Annotated in this window: 17 protein-coding genes; 14 read left to right on the plus strand and 3 right to left on the minus strand. The window is 70.4% G+C overall.

Annotated features, from left to right (window positions below):
- Complete coding sequence (locus BM140_RS06540) at positions 1-1,392, minus strand: M20/M25/M40 family metallo-hydrolase (protein WP_091943218.1); 1,392 nt, start codon at positions 1,390-1,392, stop codon at positions 1-3.
- A 363-nt stretch (positions 1,393-1,755) separates the two neighbouring features.
- Here BM140_RS06540 and BM140_RS06545 point away from each other — a divergent pair, with 363 nt between their 5' ends.
- The 8 genes from BM140_RS06545 (at position 1,756) to BM140_RS25765 (ending at position 7,693) form a co-directional block, all read left to right on the plus strand.
- On the plus strand, positions 1,756-2,280 hold the full coding sequence (locus BM140_RS06545) for a (2Fe-2S)-binding protein (RefSeq protein ID WP_091943220.1): 525 nt from the start codon (positions 1,756-1,758) through the stop codon (positions 2,278-2,280).
- Positions 2,277-3,290, plus strand: a complete 1,014-nt coding sequence (locus tag BM140_RS06550; protein WP_091943222.1) for an FAD binding domain-containing protein — start codon at positions 2,277-2,279, stop codon at positions 3,288-3,290. The genes BM140_RS06545 and BM140_RS06550 overlap by 4 nt, the downstream gene beginning before the upstream one ends.
- Positions 3,291-3,300: 10 nt before the next feature.
- On the plus strand, positions 3,301-5,562 hold the full coding sequence (locus BM140_RS06555; protein WP_091943224.1) for a xanthine dehydrogenase family protein molybdopterin-binding subunit: 2,262 nt from the start codon (positions 3,301-3,303) through the stop codon (positions 5,560-5,562).
- A gap of 132 nt (positions 5,563-5,694) precedes the next feature.
- A complete protein-coding gene (crcB, locus tag BM140_RS06560) occupies positions 5,695-6,063 on the plus strand; it encodes a fluoride efflux transporter CrcB (protein ID WP_091943226.1) in 369 nt (122 codons plus the stop codon).
- Positions 6,064-6,074: 11 nt separating this feature from the next.
- A complete protein-coding gene (locus tag BM140_RS06565) occupies positions 6,075-6,725 on the plus strand; it encodes a M15 family metallopeptidase (protein ID WP_091943228.1) in 651 nt (216 codons plus the stop codon).
- A 180-nt stretch (positions 6,726-6,905) separates the two neighbouring features.
- On the plus strand, positions 6,906-7,118 hold the full coding sequence (locus BM140_RS06570) for a hypothetical protein (protein ID WP_131803746.1): 213 nt from the start codon (positions 6,906-6,908) through the stop codon (positions 7,116-7,118).
- Positions 7,115-7,444 carry a hypothetical protein gene (locus BM140_RS06575; protein ID WP_091943232.1) on the plus strand — a complete coding sequence of 110 codons (330 nt, stop codon included), beginning with the start codon at positions 7,115-7,117 and terminating at the stop codon, positions 7,442-7,444. The genes BM140_RS06570 and BM140_RS06575 overlap by 4 nt, the downstream gene beginning before the upstream one ends.
- A gap of 96 nt (positions 7,445-7,540) precedes the next feature.
- Positions 7,541-7,693: a hypothetical protein gene (locus tag BM140_RS25765; protein ID WP_165616405.1), complete on the plus strand. Its 153-nt coding sequence runs from the start codon at positions 7,541-7,543 to the stop codon at positions 7,691-7,693.
- A 94-nt stretch (positions 7,694-7,787) separates the two neighbouring features.
- Here BM140_RS25765 and BM140_RS06580 read toward each other — a convergent pair whose 3' ends face one another.
- Positions 7,788-8,600 (minus strand): FTR1 family iron permease, encoded by an 813-nt coding sequence (locus BM140_RS06580; protein ID WP_091943234.1) that lies wholly within the window; start codon positions 8,598-8,600, stop codon positions 7,788-7,790.
- A gap of 439 nt (positions 8,601-9,039) precedes the next feature.
- Here BM140_RS06580 and BM140_RS06585 point away from each other — a divergent pair, with 439 nt between their 5' ends.
- From BM140_RS06585 to BM140_RS06600, 4 genes are all read left to right on the plus strand, one after another.
- Entirely contained in the window at positions 9,040-9,291 is a 252-nt protein-coding gene (locus BM140_RS06585; RefSeq protein WP_091943236.1) for a hypothetical protein, read from the plus strand.
- A 119-nt stretch (positions 9,292-9,410) separates the two neighbouring features.
- Complete coding sequence (locus tag BM140_RS06590; protein ID WP_091943238.1) at positions 9,411-9,872, plus strand: hypothetical protein; 462 nt, start codon at positions 9,411-9,413, stop codon at positions 9,870-9,872.
- A 108-nt stretch (positions 9,873-9,980) separates the two neighbouring features.
- Positions 9,981-10,877 (plus strand): GGDEF domain-containing response regulator, encoded by an 897-nt coding sequence (locus BM140_RS06595; RefSeq protein WP_091943240.1) that lies wholly within the window; start codon positions 9,981-9,983, stop codon positions 10,875-10,877.
- A 254-nt stretch (positions 10,878-11,131) separates the two neighbouring features.
- On the plus strand, positions 11,132-11,833 hold the full coding sequence (locus tag BM140_RS06600; protein WP_091943242.1) for a response regulator transcription factor: 702 nt from the start codon (positions 11,132-11,134) through the stop codon (positions 11,831-11,833).
- A 15-nt stretch (positions 11,834-11,848) separates the two neighbouring features.
- On the opposite strand, the gene BM140_RS06605 is transcribed toward BM140_RS06600, so the two are convergent.
- On the minus strand, positions 11,849-12,997 hold the full coding sequence (locus BM140_RS06605) for a DNA topoisomerase IB (protein ID WP_091943338.1): 1,149 nt from the start codon (positions 12,995-12,997) through the stop codon (positions 11,849-11,851).
- Positions 12,998-13,101: 104 nt separating this feature from the next.
- Between BM140_RS06605 and BM140_RS06610 the strand changes: the two genes are divergently transcribed.
- Positions 13,102-14,244, plus strand: coding sequence for a glycosyltransferase family 4 protein (locus BM140_RS06610; protein WP_091943340.1), 1,143 nt, complete (start codon positions 13,102-13,104; stop codon positions 14,242-14,244).
- On the plus strand, positions 14,241-14,903 hold the full coding sequence (locus BM140_RS06615; RefSeq protein WP_091943244.1) for a class I SAM-dependent methyltransferase: 663 nt from the start codon (positions 14,241-14,243) through the stop codon (positions 14,901-14,903). Before BM140_RS06610 ends, BM140_RS06615 begins: the two co-directional genes overlap by 4 nt.
- The last annotated feature ends 22 nt before the right edge of the window (positions 14,904-14,925 follow it).

The raw sequence follows: 14,925 nt of genomic DNA on the forward strand, positions 1-14,925 counted from the left end.
TCAGACCCGCGCGTCCGCGAGCGCCTGGAGGATGCGCGCCCAGGAGCGGGTGCCCTTGTGGAAGCTCGACAGCTCGTACTTCTCGTTGGGCGAGTGGATGCGGTCGTCGTCGAGGCCGAAGCCGATCAGCAGGGTGTCGAGGCCGAGGATGCGCTTGAAGTCGCCGACGATCGGAATCGATCCGCCCGCGCCGACCGCCACCGCCTCGCGGCCCCATTCCTCGGCGAGCGCCCGCTTGGCCGCGTCGAGCTGCGGCATGTCGTAGGGGAGCGCCACGGCGCGGGAGCCCTTGTAGCAGATCACCTCGACCGAGCAGTCGGCGGGCACGCGCGCGCGCACGAAGGCCTCGAAGGTCTGGGCGAGCTTTTCCGGGTCCTGATCGTCCACGAGGCGGAACGAGACCTTGGCCGAGGCTTGGCTCGCGATGACCGTCTTGGTCCCCTCTCCCGTATAGCCGCCGATGATGCCGTTGACGTCGCAGGCCGGGCGCGACTGGATCAGCTCGATCGGCAGCCGCCCGCGCTCGCCCGCAGGTTCCTTGAGGCCGATGGGCCCCAGGAACTTTTCCGGGGTGAGGCCGAGGCCGCGCCACTGTTCCAGCAGCTCGGCCGGTGGCTCGCGCACACCCTCGTAGAAGCCCGGCAGCGTCACCCGGCCCTCGTCGTCGTGCAGAGCGGCGAGGATTTTCGAGAGCACGTGGATCGGGTTGGCCGCCGCCCCGCCGAAGAAGCCCGAATGCAGGTCGCGGTCGGCGCAGGTCACCTTGACCTCGAAATAAGCGAGCCCCCGCAGCGAGGTGGTGATCTGCGGGGTGTCGCGGTCCCACATGCCGGTGTCGCAGACCAACGCCACGTCGGCCTTGAGGCGCTCGCGGTTCTGCGCGACCCATTCGGGCAGCCCTTGCGACCCGTTCTCCTCCGCGCCCTCGACCAGGATGGTGACGCCGACCGGCAGGTCGCCGTTCATGGCCAGATGCGCCCGGCAGGCCTCGACGAAGGTCATCACCTGACCCTTGTCGTCCGACGCCCCCCGCGCGACGATTCTTTTTGATCCATTCTCCTCGGCGATCCGCGGCTCGAACGGGGGCGTCTGCCACAGGTTCAGCGGGTCCACCGGCTGCACGTCGTAATGGCCGTAGAACAGCACATGCGGGGCCCCCGGCTTGGGGCGATGCGCCAGCACGACCGGGTGCAGCGACGTCTCCTCCACGCTGGTCTCGAAGCCGAGCGCGGTCAGATTGCCTTCGAGCCACGCGGCCGCCGCGCGGCACTGTCCGGCATAGGCCGGATCGGTCGAGATCGATTCGATGCGCAGCCACGCGAACAGCCGCTCCAGCGCGCCGTCGAGGTCGCGGTCGATGTCGTTGAGGACGGGATCGAGCGTCGCGGACATGGGGGCTCCGGGCGGGGAACGATTGATGCCGGAGCTAGCACCACCACGGCCTTCCGCAAAGGCCGAGCAGTCTCCGGAAGACCATCGCGTGCAGGAGGAACGGCCGTACGGCCCGGCGCGAAGAGCGCCGCGCGCAGCGGCCTCGGCTCCGCCGAGGCGTCGAGCGGAGCGAAAGCCAAGGCTGCGGACGCAGCCGCCGGCGCTTGAGGCCAAACCAAGGAGAAGGAACGGCCTCACCTTGGAACGGTTATGGAAACGACCCGGCGCGGGCTCGTCCCCGCCCTCCCATGACGCGAACCCCCGTCACGACTTCGAGCCCCCTCGAAGAGCGTCGCGGGGCGCCGCCTCGCCACGGACACCACCATGCTCATCGACAGCGGTTCGCCCGGCGCGGCCGGGACCATCGGCATCAGCCTGACGATCAACGGCGAGCGCCGCGAGATCCAGGTGGCGCCCTGGACGACGCTCCTCGACCTCCTGCGCGAGCGCCTCGACCTCACCGGCACCAAGAAGGGTTGCGACCACGGCCAGTGCGGCGCCTGCACGGTGCTGGTCAACGGCACGCGCATCAATTCCTGCCTTTCGCTCGCGGTGATGCAGGACGGAGCCGAGATCACCACCGTCGAGGGGCTGGCGAGCCTCGCCGCGCGGGAGGGCAAGAACAGCCTCCATCCGATTCAGGAGGCCTTCGTCGAGCACGACGCCTTCCAGTGCGGCTACTGCACACCGGGCCAGCTCTGCTCCTCGGTCGGCCTGATGAACGAGGGCCACGCCCATTCGCGCGAGGAAATCCGCGAGGCGATGAGCGGCAACATCTGCCGCTGCGGCGCCTACACCAACATCGTCGATGCTATCGAGGACGTGATGCAGCAGGGAGGCGCCCGATGAACCGCTTCGATTACGTCCGCCCCAACACCGTGGCGGAGGCAGTGCAGGCGCTCGGCGCCGATCCGCAGGCGCGCTTCATCGCGGGCGGCACCAATCTGATCGACCTGATGAAGTACGATGTCGAGCGGCCGGGCCGGCTCATCGACATCACCCGCCTGCCGCTGCGCGACATCACGGAGCAGGACGGGGGCTACCGCATCGGCGCGCTCGTGACCAACGCGACCGTGGCCTACGACGCACGGATCAAGGAGCGCTACCCGCTCCTGTCGAGCGCGATCCTGGCCGGCGCCTCGGCGCAGCTGCGCAACGCCGCCTCGACCGGCGGAAACCTGCTGCAGCGCACCCGCTGCTACTACTTCTACGACACGGCTACGCCCTGCAACAAGCGCGAGCCGGGCACGGGCTGCGGCGCCATCGGCGGCGTCAACCGCATCCACGCGATTCTGGGCGCCAGCGAGCACTGCATCGCCACCCACCCCTCCGACATGGCCGTGGCGCTGGCCGCCCTGGAAGCCGTGGTGCAGGTGAGCGGGCCGAACGGCGACCGCTCGATTCCGCTCAGTGAGTTCCACCGCCTGCCCGGCGACGATCCGGCCAAGGACACCAACCTCGCACCGGGCGAGATCATCGTCGCGGTCGATCTGCCGGCCAAACAATTCAAGACCAACTACACCTACCTGAAACTGCGCGACCGGCTGTCCTACGCCTTCGCGCTGGTCTCGGTCGCCGCCGCCCTCGAGCTCGATGGCGAGACCATCCGCACCGCGCGCCTTGCCCTCGGCGGCGTCGCCCACAAGCCCTGGCGCAACCCGGAGGCCGAAGCGCTGCTTCAGGGCAAGCCGGCCACCCGCGAGACCTTCCAGGCGGCCGCCGACCTGATCCTTCGGGAGGCCAAGCCGCAATCGACCAACGGCTTCAAGATCGAGCTGGCGCGCCGCGCCATCGTCCGCGGCCTGGAGCAGGCCGCCGCCGGTACGCCCCAGTCCCAGTCCGACAAGCGCATCCAGTAAGGAGTCGCCTATGACCGTCCAGTTCAGCCCGGCGGCCGGCCGCGACCGCTTCGTCGGCCAAGCCATCAGCCGCGTCGATGGCCCGGCGAAAGTCACCGGCCTCGCCAAATATGCCGGCGAGTTCGCCGCGCCCGACCTCGCCTACGGCGTCGTCGTGTCGAGCGCCATCGCCAAGGGCCGCATCGCGCGGATCGACTCCGGCGCGGCCGAGGCCGTGCCCGGCGTGGTGAAGGTGATCACCCACGAAAACCGCCCGGCGACCTCGCAGAAGCCGGAGGATTATCAGGACGCGGTGGCGCCCCCCGGCGCGCCGTTCCAGGCGCTGGCGAGCGACCGCATCGTGTTCTCGGGCCAGCCGGTGGCGCTCGTCGTCGCCGAGGATTTCGAGACCGCGCGCTACGCCGCCTCGCTGGTGAGGGTCGAGTACGAGACCGCCGCCCCGCTCACCGATGTCGCGGCGCAGGCTGGTGAATCCTACGATCCACCGATGAAGCGGGCCGGCATCAAGCCACCGCCGGAGCCGTGGGGCGACGCCGCGGGGGCGTTCGACGGCGCGGACATTCGCGTCAACGGCCAGTACCGGATGGCCGACGAGCATCACAACCCGATGGAGCCGCACGCCTCGACCGTGGTCGTGGAGAAGGACGGCAGCTACACGGTCTACGACAAGATCCAGGGCGTCTCGAACACCCACGACTACATCGCCGGCGCCTTCGGCTTGAAGCCGGAGCAGGTGCGGGTCCTGAACCCCTATCTCGGCGGCGGCTTCGGCTCGGGGCTTCGCCCGCAATACCAGCTGTTCCTGGCGATGCTGGCGGCAAAAGACCTCGGCCGCTCGGTGCGGGTGACGCTGACCCGCGACCAGATGTGGTCCTTCACCTACCGCTCCGAGGCGATCCAGACGATCTCGCTCGGCGCCGACCGCTCGGGCAAGCTGACCGCGCTCAAGCACGATGCGGTGCAGGGCACCTCGACCTACGAGGATTACCAGGAGGTCGTCGTCAACTGGTCGGGCGTCCTCTACGATTGCGACAACGTCGCACTCACCTACAGCCTGACCAAGCTCGACACGCCGACGCCGGGCGACATGCGGGCCCCGGGTGCCGTCACCGGCGTCTACGCCATCGAGACGGCGATGGACGAACTCGCCTACGCCTCGGGCCAGGATCCGGTGCAGTTGCGCCTGAAGAACTATTCCGAGGGCGACCAGACCGAGGACAAGCCGTTCGGCTCGAAGGAGCTGCGCGAGGCGTTCCGCCAGGGATCGGAAGCCTTCGGTTGGGCGAGCCGCAAGCCCGAGCCCCGCTCCATGCGCGAGGGACGTGAACTGGTCGGCTGGGGCATGGCGACCGGCATCTGGGAATCGATGATGATGCAGTCGAGCGCCCGCGCGGTGCTCGGTGCGGACGGGCGGCTGGAGGTCGGCAACCAGACCGGCGATATCGGCACCGGCACCTACACGATCCTGACCCAGATCGCCGCCGACACGCTGGGTCTCCCGCTCGACCACGTCACGACCAAGCTCGGCGACACCACCCTGGCGCAGGCTCCCGTGGCCGGCGGCTCGTGGACCGCGGCCTCGTCGGGGACCGCCGTGATGAAGGCCTGTCGCGATCTCGCCGAGCAGGTTTTTCGGCTCGCCCGCGGCATGGACAACTCGCCGCTCGCCAACGTCGATTTCGAGCGCGTGGTCTTCACCAACGGCCGGATCGAAGTCTCGGGCGATCCCTCGAAGGGCGTCGCGCTCACCGACGTGATGAGGGCCACCGGCACGGACAAGCTGGAAGCGACCGGCGAAGCCGCGCCCGACAAGGACTTCGAAGAAAAGTACAACGCCTACACCCACTCCGCGATCTTCGCCGAGGTGAAGATCGACGAGGAGTTGGGCGTCGTGCGCTGCACCCGCGTCGTCTCGGCGATCGCGGCCGGCAAGGTGCTGAACCCGAAGACCGCCCGCAGCCAGATCCTCGGCGGCGTCGTCATGGGGATCGGCTCGGCGCTGCACGAGGAATCGATGCTCGACCACCGCATTGGCCGGTTCATGAACCACAATCTCGGCGAGTATCACGTGCCGGTCCATGCCGACATTCCCGACATCGACGTGATCTTCGTCGATGAGGAGGACAAGGCGAACCCCCTCGGCGTGAAGGGCCTGGGCGAGATCGGCATCGTCGGCGTCGCCGCCGCCATCGCCAACGCGGTGTTCCACGCCACGGGCAAGCGCATCCGCCACCTGCCGATCACCATCGACAAGATCCTCGGCGCGGATTGATTCCTTCGGGATGAGGAAAGGGATGCGGCCCGGTGCGCCCCTGCGCTCCGGGCCGTGTCGTGTTCCGGCACCGCCCTTGCACGTCGGGGGACCGGGTGTACGAAGCGGATCGTCCATCGGAGCAGCGCGGTCTTGAACACCCTTCTGGTCTTCCTCGGCGCCGGGCTCGGCGGCGTCCTGCGCCATGGCGTCAACTTCGCCGCCGTCCGGCTCGGATCGTCGTTCCCGTGGGGGACGCTCGGCATCAACGTGCTCGGCTCGGTGCTGATGGGGGTGGTCACCGGCTGGTTCGCCCTGCGCGGCGGGCCGCCCCAGGCGCGCCTGTTCCTCGCCACCGGCATGCTCGGCGGCTTCACCACCTTCTCGACCTTCTCGCTGGAGGCCTTCACCCTGATCGAGCGGGGCGATTGGGGCGCGGCGCTCGCCTATGTCCTGATCTCGCTCCTGGCCGGGGTCGGCGGGCTCGCCCTCGCGCTCGCGGCCATGCGGCATCTGCTGTGAGGAGAGCGGCGATGACCGGACTGATCGGGCTGGCCCTGACGGGCGCGGGGCAAGCGGATCCGCTCTTCGTCGACGCCGCCGGGATCGTACCGGGCCTTGCCGTCGAGATGCGTTACGCCGGCTCCGACAACTTCGTCGGGCGGCCGATTGCCGGCTACGAGGCGCCGCGCTGCCTGCTGACGCCGCAGGCCGCGCAGGCGCTCGCCCGGGTCCAGGCCGACCTCGCGCCGGAAGGCCTCGGCCTCAAGGTGTTCGACTGCTACCGACCGGTCCGGGCGGTCGCCGACTTCGCCGCCTGGGCCCGCGATCCGGCGGATGCCCGGATGAAGCCGGCCTATTACCCGCGCACCGACAAGGCCGACCTGTTCCGCCTCGGCTACATCGCCGAGCGCTCGGCCCATTCCCGCGGCTCGACCGTGGACCTCACCCTGGTGCGGCTGGCCGACGGCTCAGAACTCGACATGGGCACGCCGTTCGATCTGTTCGACGAGGCCTCCGCCAGCGACTCGGGGCGGGTGGGGCCGGCGGCGCGGGCGAACCGTCGGCGCCTGCGCACGGCGATGATTCGGGCCGGCTTTGCGCCCTATCCTCAGGAATGGTGGCACTTCACCCTGAAGGACGAGCCGTTCCCGGCAACGGCCTTCGACCGGCCGGTGCGGTGACGTCGCGGCGCCGTCAGCGCCAACTCGCCGCGCCGCGCGGCCTTTTCGGGCCCGCTTGAATTCTTCCAAATCGAGACTGGGTCGATCGCGCGGAAACACAAGTTAAAGTATTTCCAATGTTTTGCGCAGGACTTGCGGTAAACAGAAAACTCGCGTCATCATCGGGTCATGACGCATATCTTGACACTTCCGACCCCGTTCCGGCACCGATCTGCGCGGATCCCCGCGGATACGCTTCCGGCGCAATCCGAGCCGATCTTCGAGACCCTCCTCGACGGCCTGCGCAGCGTGTGGTGGGACGGTTCGTCCGTGGCGCTCAGCCGGGCCGGGCTCGAAGCCCTGGTCGGGCTGGAACCGGGCGATGCCACCCCGCGCCGGAGGCTCTTCTCGTGAAGCCGCATCCGCAAGCCGCCCGGCCCGACACGGAGGAGCGCGCGGCGCAGGCCGCCCTGGAGCGGGCCCTCACGGTGGCGTTCTGGCAGGTGATCCAGTGCCGGCCGATGCCGGCCATGGCCGCCCTGGAGGCCGCGGCCCGCACCGTCGGCACCCTCTACCGGCAGGTCGCGGCGGCGCACGGCCCGCACGGCACCTGCGCCTGCGGCTGGGAGCCCGATCCGGAGGCCGACCTGATCGTGCTCGAAGCCATGCTGGCGGCGGGCCTGACGCCCCAGCCGACCGCCACCGACCTCGCCGCGATGGTGCCGGCCGGGCGGGCGTGAGCGACGCCTTCGGGGTGCTTGACGATTTGGTTACCAAGGCGCCCGATGCTCGAAGGGACGCGGGGTCGATTCGCTCCCGCGCGCCGGGAGTGTCCGATGGAACAGCTCTACCGCGGCGTCGAAACTTCGCTTCTCGCGCTCACCTTCGCCCTCATGGTGGCCGCGGCGGCCATCCCGACCTTCCCGCGTCACGATATGACCGAGACGACGCTGCCGATGATCAGCGTCGGCCCCGACGAGGCGCCGTAGCGGCTCGAGGCCGTATCCGGCCTGATCGCCTCAGGCCGGCATCGCTCCGTCGTCGTTCAGGCGTGCACTCTCTCTCGGAGTGCGCTCGCGCGGCTCAGCGCGAGGCGACCGCGACCGGCCTGTCGGCTCCCTGGCGCCGCAGCGTCAGGAGGCCGGCGACGAGGGCGACCAGCACGAGCGCGCCCTGCGTGCCGATCACCTCCCAGGTGCCGTTGTTGAGGCCCCACTCGGACACGAAGGCGGGAACGCCGTCGGTGGTGAAGGGCAGGATCTGCTGCTCCTGAAGCTCTTGGAACGCCTCGCCGACCATGCGCAGGCCCATCAGGAACAGGAAGGCGGAAGTCACCAGGAACATCGGCCGCAGCGGCAGGCGGAAGGCGAGCCACTGCATCGCCACGAACATCCCCGCGAGCGCCAGTGCCGCGACTCCGAGGCCGCCGAGCAGGGCGCCGTCGAAGCCGTTGCCGCCCTTGGCCAGGGCATGCAGGAACAGGATCGTCTCGGCGCCCTCGCGGAACACCGCTAGGAAGGCGATGCCGGCAAGCGACAGCATCGTGCCGGCCCCGAGCGCCCGCTCGGCCAGACGGTTCAGGTCCGCCTGCCACGCCTTCGGATCCTGGCGCAGGAACATCCAGCCGCTCATGTAGAACATGAGCACGGCCGCCGCGAGCATGATCACGGCCTCGAACAGGTCGCTGTGGTTGCCGTCGTAGAAGACCTGGAACACCCAGGCCGCGGCGAGGCTCGCCACCACCGCGCCCAGCGCACCCATGTAGACCGGTGCGATCCGGTCCGCGGCGCCGGCCCGCCGGAGGAAAGCGGCCAGCGCGGCGATCACCAGCATCGCCTCCAGCCCCTCGCGGAACAGGATGGTGAAGGCCTGCACGAAGGTCGATCCGCCTTCCATGTCCGTCGAACTCCCGGCTCGATCCGGCGCCGCACGCGCACCGGAACGCTGCGGCCCCATCGAGGACCGAACTCAAGATCGAACAATCCTCGATCGCGTCGAGAAGAGGATTGTTTGGAAACGTTCCGAACAAGTCGAGGGACGGTCGCCTCGGCGGCCCTCCGGCAGATGTTCGACGTTTCGTCGCCGTATAACTGTTCACGCCGGCCCCGCAAGCAGGCCCGCGCGCCCCGTCCTCGCGGCCAATTCCCGCGAGTGCGCCGTGCCGGAGATCGCCGCGGCGACAAATTTCCGCCTCTTTTGCCGATTCGCGGCGAAACCCCGCGGCCGGGTCGCGAATTGATACGGCAAAGGCGCGGACGACCTGCGGTGCGGGTCAGGCCCGCACGCATCAGGCACAGGGAGCGCGCCCCTCGGGCGGCGCGCGGGCAGGATATCCATGGCACCCAAGCTCTTCGCCGCGGCCGGCTTCGGCCTCGTCCTGTTCGGCATGTCCGCAGCGCTCGCCGCTCCGGCTGCGGATCGCGGCACCCGCCAGATGGCGGAAGCGAGCCAGGTCCGTCCGGTTTCCGACATCCGCCCGGCGGAGGCCGAGTCCGAGGACGACGTCGCCAATTGCAGCAAGCTGCGCAAGCGGCTCTGGATCGAGGGCGAGGGCTGGATCGTGCGTCGGGTGACGATCTGCCGGTAGGGCGCCCTCTCAGCACTCTGCCTCGCTGGCGCCGGGCCCGTCTCCGGAACGAGCATGGGCGGCAGGATTTGACTCCTCGAATCGTCGCCGCGCCGAGCGCCCATCCGGAGACCCGCCTCTTGCCCAACCTCTCCCCTCGTCTCGCCCGCTCCCTCGCCGCCGGCACCCTCCTCGCCGTGGCCGCCAGCGCCGCGCAGGCCGAGTCCCTCTCCTATGTCGGCACGGGCTACGGCCAGCGGGTCTACGCCGCATCGGGCTACGGCTTTGCCGGCAACGCCATCGACGGGAGCTATGTCGGCGCGCCCTTCACCCGCGTTCCGAGCCCGGACCGCCTGGTGCCGCCGGCCTGGGGGTACGGCACCTACGGCGTGCCGACGGTGGCCGGCATCCGCGATACGCCTTCGGCCCGTCCGGCCCTCTACGTGATCGAGCGCCAAGGCCGCGCAGAGAACCGTCTGCTCCCCCGCCGCAGCGCCAAGGTCGTCTCTCGCGGCCGGGACGGGACCTGGACCGATGCCGGGATCGGCGCGGCCGAGCGCAGCGGCGCCCAGGTGGTCCCGATGCGCGTGCCGGGCCGATAGCCGGAGCCGGTCGCGCAAAATCGCCCGCACGGGGCAAATCCGCGGCGGCGGCGTGAGAGGGCGTTAAGACATCTTGTGCACGATCATCCTCGGCCGAGGGGGAAGATCGTGCATATCGTCATCGTCGATTCGAGCCGCGTCATCCTCAAGGTCGTCGCCGGCATGCTGGAGCCGCGCGGCCACATCGTCTCCGCCTTCACCGACTCGGCCGAGGCGCTGGCCTACGTCACCGACAATCCCCGCGTCCGGGCGCTGATCACCAGTCTGGAGGTCCGTCCGCTCGCAGGCCTGGAGCTGTGCTGGTCGGCGCGGCTGCTGGCCGAGGCGAGCCGGCCGCTCTCGATCATCGTGATGTCGTCGGTGCGCAACGCCCGCAACCTGGCCGAAGCCCTGGACAGCGGCGCCGACGACTTCATCGACAAGCCGCCGGGCGCCGAGGAATTGCAGGCCCGCCTGCGGGCGGCCGAGCGCCTGACGAGCCTGCAGAGCGAGCTGATCCGCCTCGCCGAGACCGATCCGCTCACCGGCCTGCTCAACCGCCGCGCCTTCCTTCAACGCACCCGCGAAGCGGCGGAGCGGGCGCGCTCGTTCGGGCAGCTCTCGGCGATGATCCTCGACATCGACCACTTCAAGCGCATCAACGACGAGCACGGCCACGATGTGGGCGATGCGGCGATCAAGGCGGTCTCGGCGCTGATCGCCGAGGAAGGCATCGCCGGTCGCCTCGGCGGCGAGGAATTCGCCGTGGTCCTGCCGGGAAAAAGCTTGTCCGAGGCCGAGGCGCTGGCCAACCGCCTGCGCCTCAAGGCGGCGGACCTGCGTGTCCGCGGAGCCCGGGCGCCGGTGCGCCTGACCTGCTCCCTCGGCGTCAGCGAATGGAGCGAGGGCGAGACGGTCGAGGGCCTCCTGAAGCGGGCCGACATCGCCCTTTACGAGGCCAAGACCAGCGGCCGCAATCGCGTCGTCTCGGCCATGACCGACCTCGTCCTGTCCAGGACGGGCTGAGGCATCCGCGCCGGTCGCGTCACTCGGAATCTCGTGACGCGGGGTCTCGGAAAGAGCCGATACGGCGCCGGGACGGACGGGACCCGCGCGATGCGTGCCGAACCGGGACAGGCCCCTAGGGCCGCTGATGCGTATTTTCTCCGGATTGAACGATTCGCAACGGTAAACGGGCCGTAAACCCCTGGAACGAGTCTTGTTCTTCTCACTCCGCACGCTGCGGCGCCGTCTCGCGCCGACACGGAAGGGGAAGCGGCATGAGTCGAGCCGTTGACGTTCTCATCATCGACGAGCCGCCGGGCCTGGACGCGACCCAGCGCGCGATCCTGGAGCACGAGCCGGCCCTGCGCACCGTCGGGGAGGACGATCTCGCCGGGGCCGGCGAGCGGCCGGTGGTGGCACTCGTCTTCGTCCACGAGGAAGCGTGCGAAGCCGGATGCACCCGGATCGCGGCCCTTCGGGACGGCCGCCCGTGGATGCGGGTGCTGGTGGCGTTCCGCGCCCTCGACGCGGGCGCGATGTTCCGGCTGATCGAGGCGGGGGCCGACGCCTTCGTCGGGCATGCCAGCCCGGCCCGCGAGATCTGCGCGACCCTGCTGGCGCTCGGCGGCGCAACGCCTGCGGCGGAGCGGGTCGAGCCCCAGCCTTGCGGCACGGCTCATCCCTGCGGCCCGTTGGAGACGGGCATCGCGGCGCCGGACGCGGTCGGCCTGACCCCGCGGGAGGCGGAGGTTCTGCGCTTCCTCAGCGCCGGCTTCAGCAACAAGGAGGTCGCCCGCCGCCTGTCGCTCAGCGTGCGCACCGTCGAGACCCACCGGCTCAACCTGCGCCGCAAGACCCAGACCGGTCGGCTCAAGGATCTGGTGATGCTGGCCCGGCAACTCGGCCTCAAGCCGGTGATCGACGCCGAGCCGACCCGCGCGCCCGTCCGCCACACGCTCCACGCGGCGCGGATCTGACGGGGGAGCGCGCCGTTACGCCGCCTTCTTCGCCACCCCTCGCTTGGCACGCGTCGCGCCGCTGCGCTTGCTCGTCCGCCGCGGCGGCTCGGCCACCGCCCGTGCGAGGCGGGTGCGCAGCAGGCCGAGCACCGCCGCCTCCTCGGGCCGGAGTTCGTCGAGCCCGTTCTTCAGCTCGCCCTCGACCGCGTCCTTGATCTGCAGGAGCAGGCCGCCTTCGAGGTAGCAGCCCAGGATCTCGGGGTGGATGTAGCATTTGCGGCAGATGGTCGGCGTGTTGCCGAGCCGGGACGCCACGCTCTCGATCGCCGTGCGCAGATTCTTCTTCGCGAGCGTTTCGCTGTCGAAGGCCTCGAACTCACGCAGCGCCAGGGCCGCCAGGACGGTGCCGGCCCAAGTCCGAAAGTCCTTGGCCGTGAAATCCTCGCCGGTGATCTCGCGCAGGTAGTCGTTGACGTCCGACGAGGTCACGTCGCGCCGCGCGCCCTCGTCGTCGAGATACTGGAACAGCTCCTGGCCCGGCAGATCCTGGCAGGCCTTGACGATGCGGGCGACGCGCCGGTCGCGCACCGAGACCGACCATTCCTTGCCACTCTTGCCCTTGAAGCGGAAGCGCATCTCGGACCCTTCGACCTTCACGTGCGGATCGCGCAGGGTGGTGAGGCCGTAGCTCTTGTTGGCGCGGGCGTAATCGTCGTTGCCGACGCGGATCAGCGTCGTCTCCAGCAGATGGACGACGGTGGCCAGCACCTTCTCCCGCGGTAGGCCGCGGCGGCTCATATCTGCGTCGATCCGGGCACGGATGCCCGGCAGCGCCTCGGCGAAGGCCATGATGCGGTGGAATTTCGAGGCCTCCCGCGCCTCGCGGAAGCGCGGATGGTAGCGGTACTGCTTGCGCCCCTTCTCGTCGCGCCCGGTCGCCTGGATGTGGCCGTTCGGGCTCGGGCAGATCCAGACATCGGTGTAGGCCGGCGGGATCGCGAGGCTCTTCAGCCGCTCGATCTCCGCCTCGTCCCGGATCGGCGCGCCCTTGGCGTCGAGATACCGAAAGCCCTTGCCGCTGCGCTTGCGCCGCAGGCCCGGCTTGGCGTCGTCCACGTAGCGCAGGCCCGCCTCCCGCGCGGCCTCGCGCGGCTCGACCACACCGGCGACGTCCGACAGCATGGCGACCTCCCGCGCTTCCACGTTTGAACGAGAACCGGAGGACGGGCCGCGCTGTTCCGCTCCGGCGCTGCGGAGCGGGGGATCGCCGTGCTATGGCAGCCCCGATGAGCGCGCCCGCAACTCCCAAAAAAATCGTCTTCGTCGTGACCGAGGACTGGTTCTTCGCCTCGCACTTCCTGCCGATGGCCCGCGCGGCCATCGCCATGGGGCTGTCGGTCGCGGTGGTGACGCGGGTGCGCGAGCACCGCGCCGTCATCGAGGCGGCGGGCATCCGCGTGGTGCCGCTGGAGGCCGAGCGCTCCAGCCTCAACCCGATGGCGGCGGGCTACGCCGCGGGCCAGCTCTCGGGTATCCTCAAGGCGCTCGACGCCGACATCGTCCACTGCATCGCCCTGCGCGGCATCCTCGTCGGCGGCACCGCGGCGGCGATGGCGGGCATCCCGCGCCGGGTCTTCGCGCTCACCGGCCTCGGCCTGCTCGGCGCCCGCGAGGATGCGACCGGGCGCCTGTCGCGGCTCGCCCTGAAGGGTCTGATCCGCGGGCCGCTCGCGAGCCGCCAGACCCGTTTCCTGCTGGAGAACCCGGACGACGCGCGCGCGCTCGGGCTCGACCCGTCCGACACCGCCGTCACCATCGTCGGCGGCGCGGGCGTCGATCCCGACGTCTTCGCGCCGCGCCCCCTGCCGCCGGCTTCTCCGCTGAAGGTCGCCATCGTCGCCCGGATGCTGTGGTCGAAGGGCATCGACGTGGCGGTGGAGGCGGTGCGCCGGGCGCGAGCCGGGGGCGCGGCGGTCGAACTCTCGCTCTACGGTGCCCCCGACCCGTCGAACCGCCGGGCGATCCCGGAAGAAACCCTGCGCGGCTGGAGCGGCGACGGCATCACGTGGCACGGCCCCACCCGCGACGTGGCCGGCGCGTTTGCCGGGCACCATGTCGGTTGCCTGCCTTCGCGCGGCGGTGAGGGCCTGCCGCGCACGCTGCTCGAAGCCGCCGCGTGCGGGCGCGCCCTGCTGACCAGCGACGTGCCGGGCTGCCGCGCGCTGGTGCGCGACGGCGTCGAGGGTCTGCTGGTGCCGCCGGGCGACGTCGTCGCACTCGCCGCCGCGCTGACCCGACTCTCCACCGACCCGGAAGGCGTCGCGCGGATGGGGGCGGCGGCGCGGGCGCGGATTCTGGAGGGGGGCTATACGGAGGAGGCGGTCGCGGCTTCCGTCGTGCGCATCTACGCCGAGCTTCTCGCGTCGTGACGCCGGCCCGCGATCCGCTCGGCTTCATCCGCAGCCACACCCGCCTGCGCCCGGTGCCGCACGCCCCGGAGATCGCGCTCCATGTCGCCGACGAGGCGACGGCCCTCTGGCAGAAGACGGAGGAAGAGCTGGAAGAGATCGGCCTGCCGCCGCCGTTCTGGGCCTTCGCCTGGGCGGGGGGACAGGCGCTCGCCCGCTACATCCTCGACAACCCCGAGACGGTCGCCGGGCGGACGGTGATCGACTTCGCCTCGGGCTCGGGCCTCGTCGCCATCGCGGCGGCGAAAGCCGGGGCGGCGCGGGTGCTGGCGAGCGACCTCGACGCCTTCGCGCTCCATGCGATCCCGCTCAACGCCGCCGCCAACGGCGTGGCGGACAGGATCGCGACGACCGGCGCGAACCTGATCGGCGGCGAGGCCGCGATGGACGCCGGATGCGTGCTCGCGGCCGACGTGTTCTACGAACGCGACCTCGGCCGGACCGTCGGCGACTGGCTGGCGGGCTTGCACGCGGCCGGCCGGACTGTCCTCATCGGCGATCCCGGCCGCGCCTACTTGCCGAAGGCGCGGCTCGTGCCGCTCGCGACCTACGAAGTCCCGGTTACGCGCGATCTGGAGGATGCCGAGATCAAGAAGTCGTGCGTGTGGACATTCCGCTGAAAGCGGAGGCACGATCCCGAAA

Origin of the sequence: Methylorubrum salsuginis, assembly GCF_900114375.1 — a bacterium.
In the GTDB taxonomy this organism is placed as follows: Bacteria; Pseudomonadota; Alphaproteobacteria; order Rhizobiales; family Beijerinckiaceae; genus Methylobacterium; species Methylobacterium salsuginis.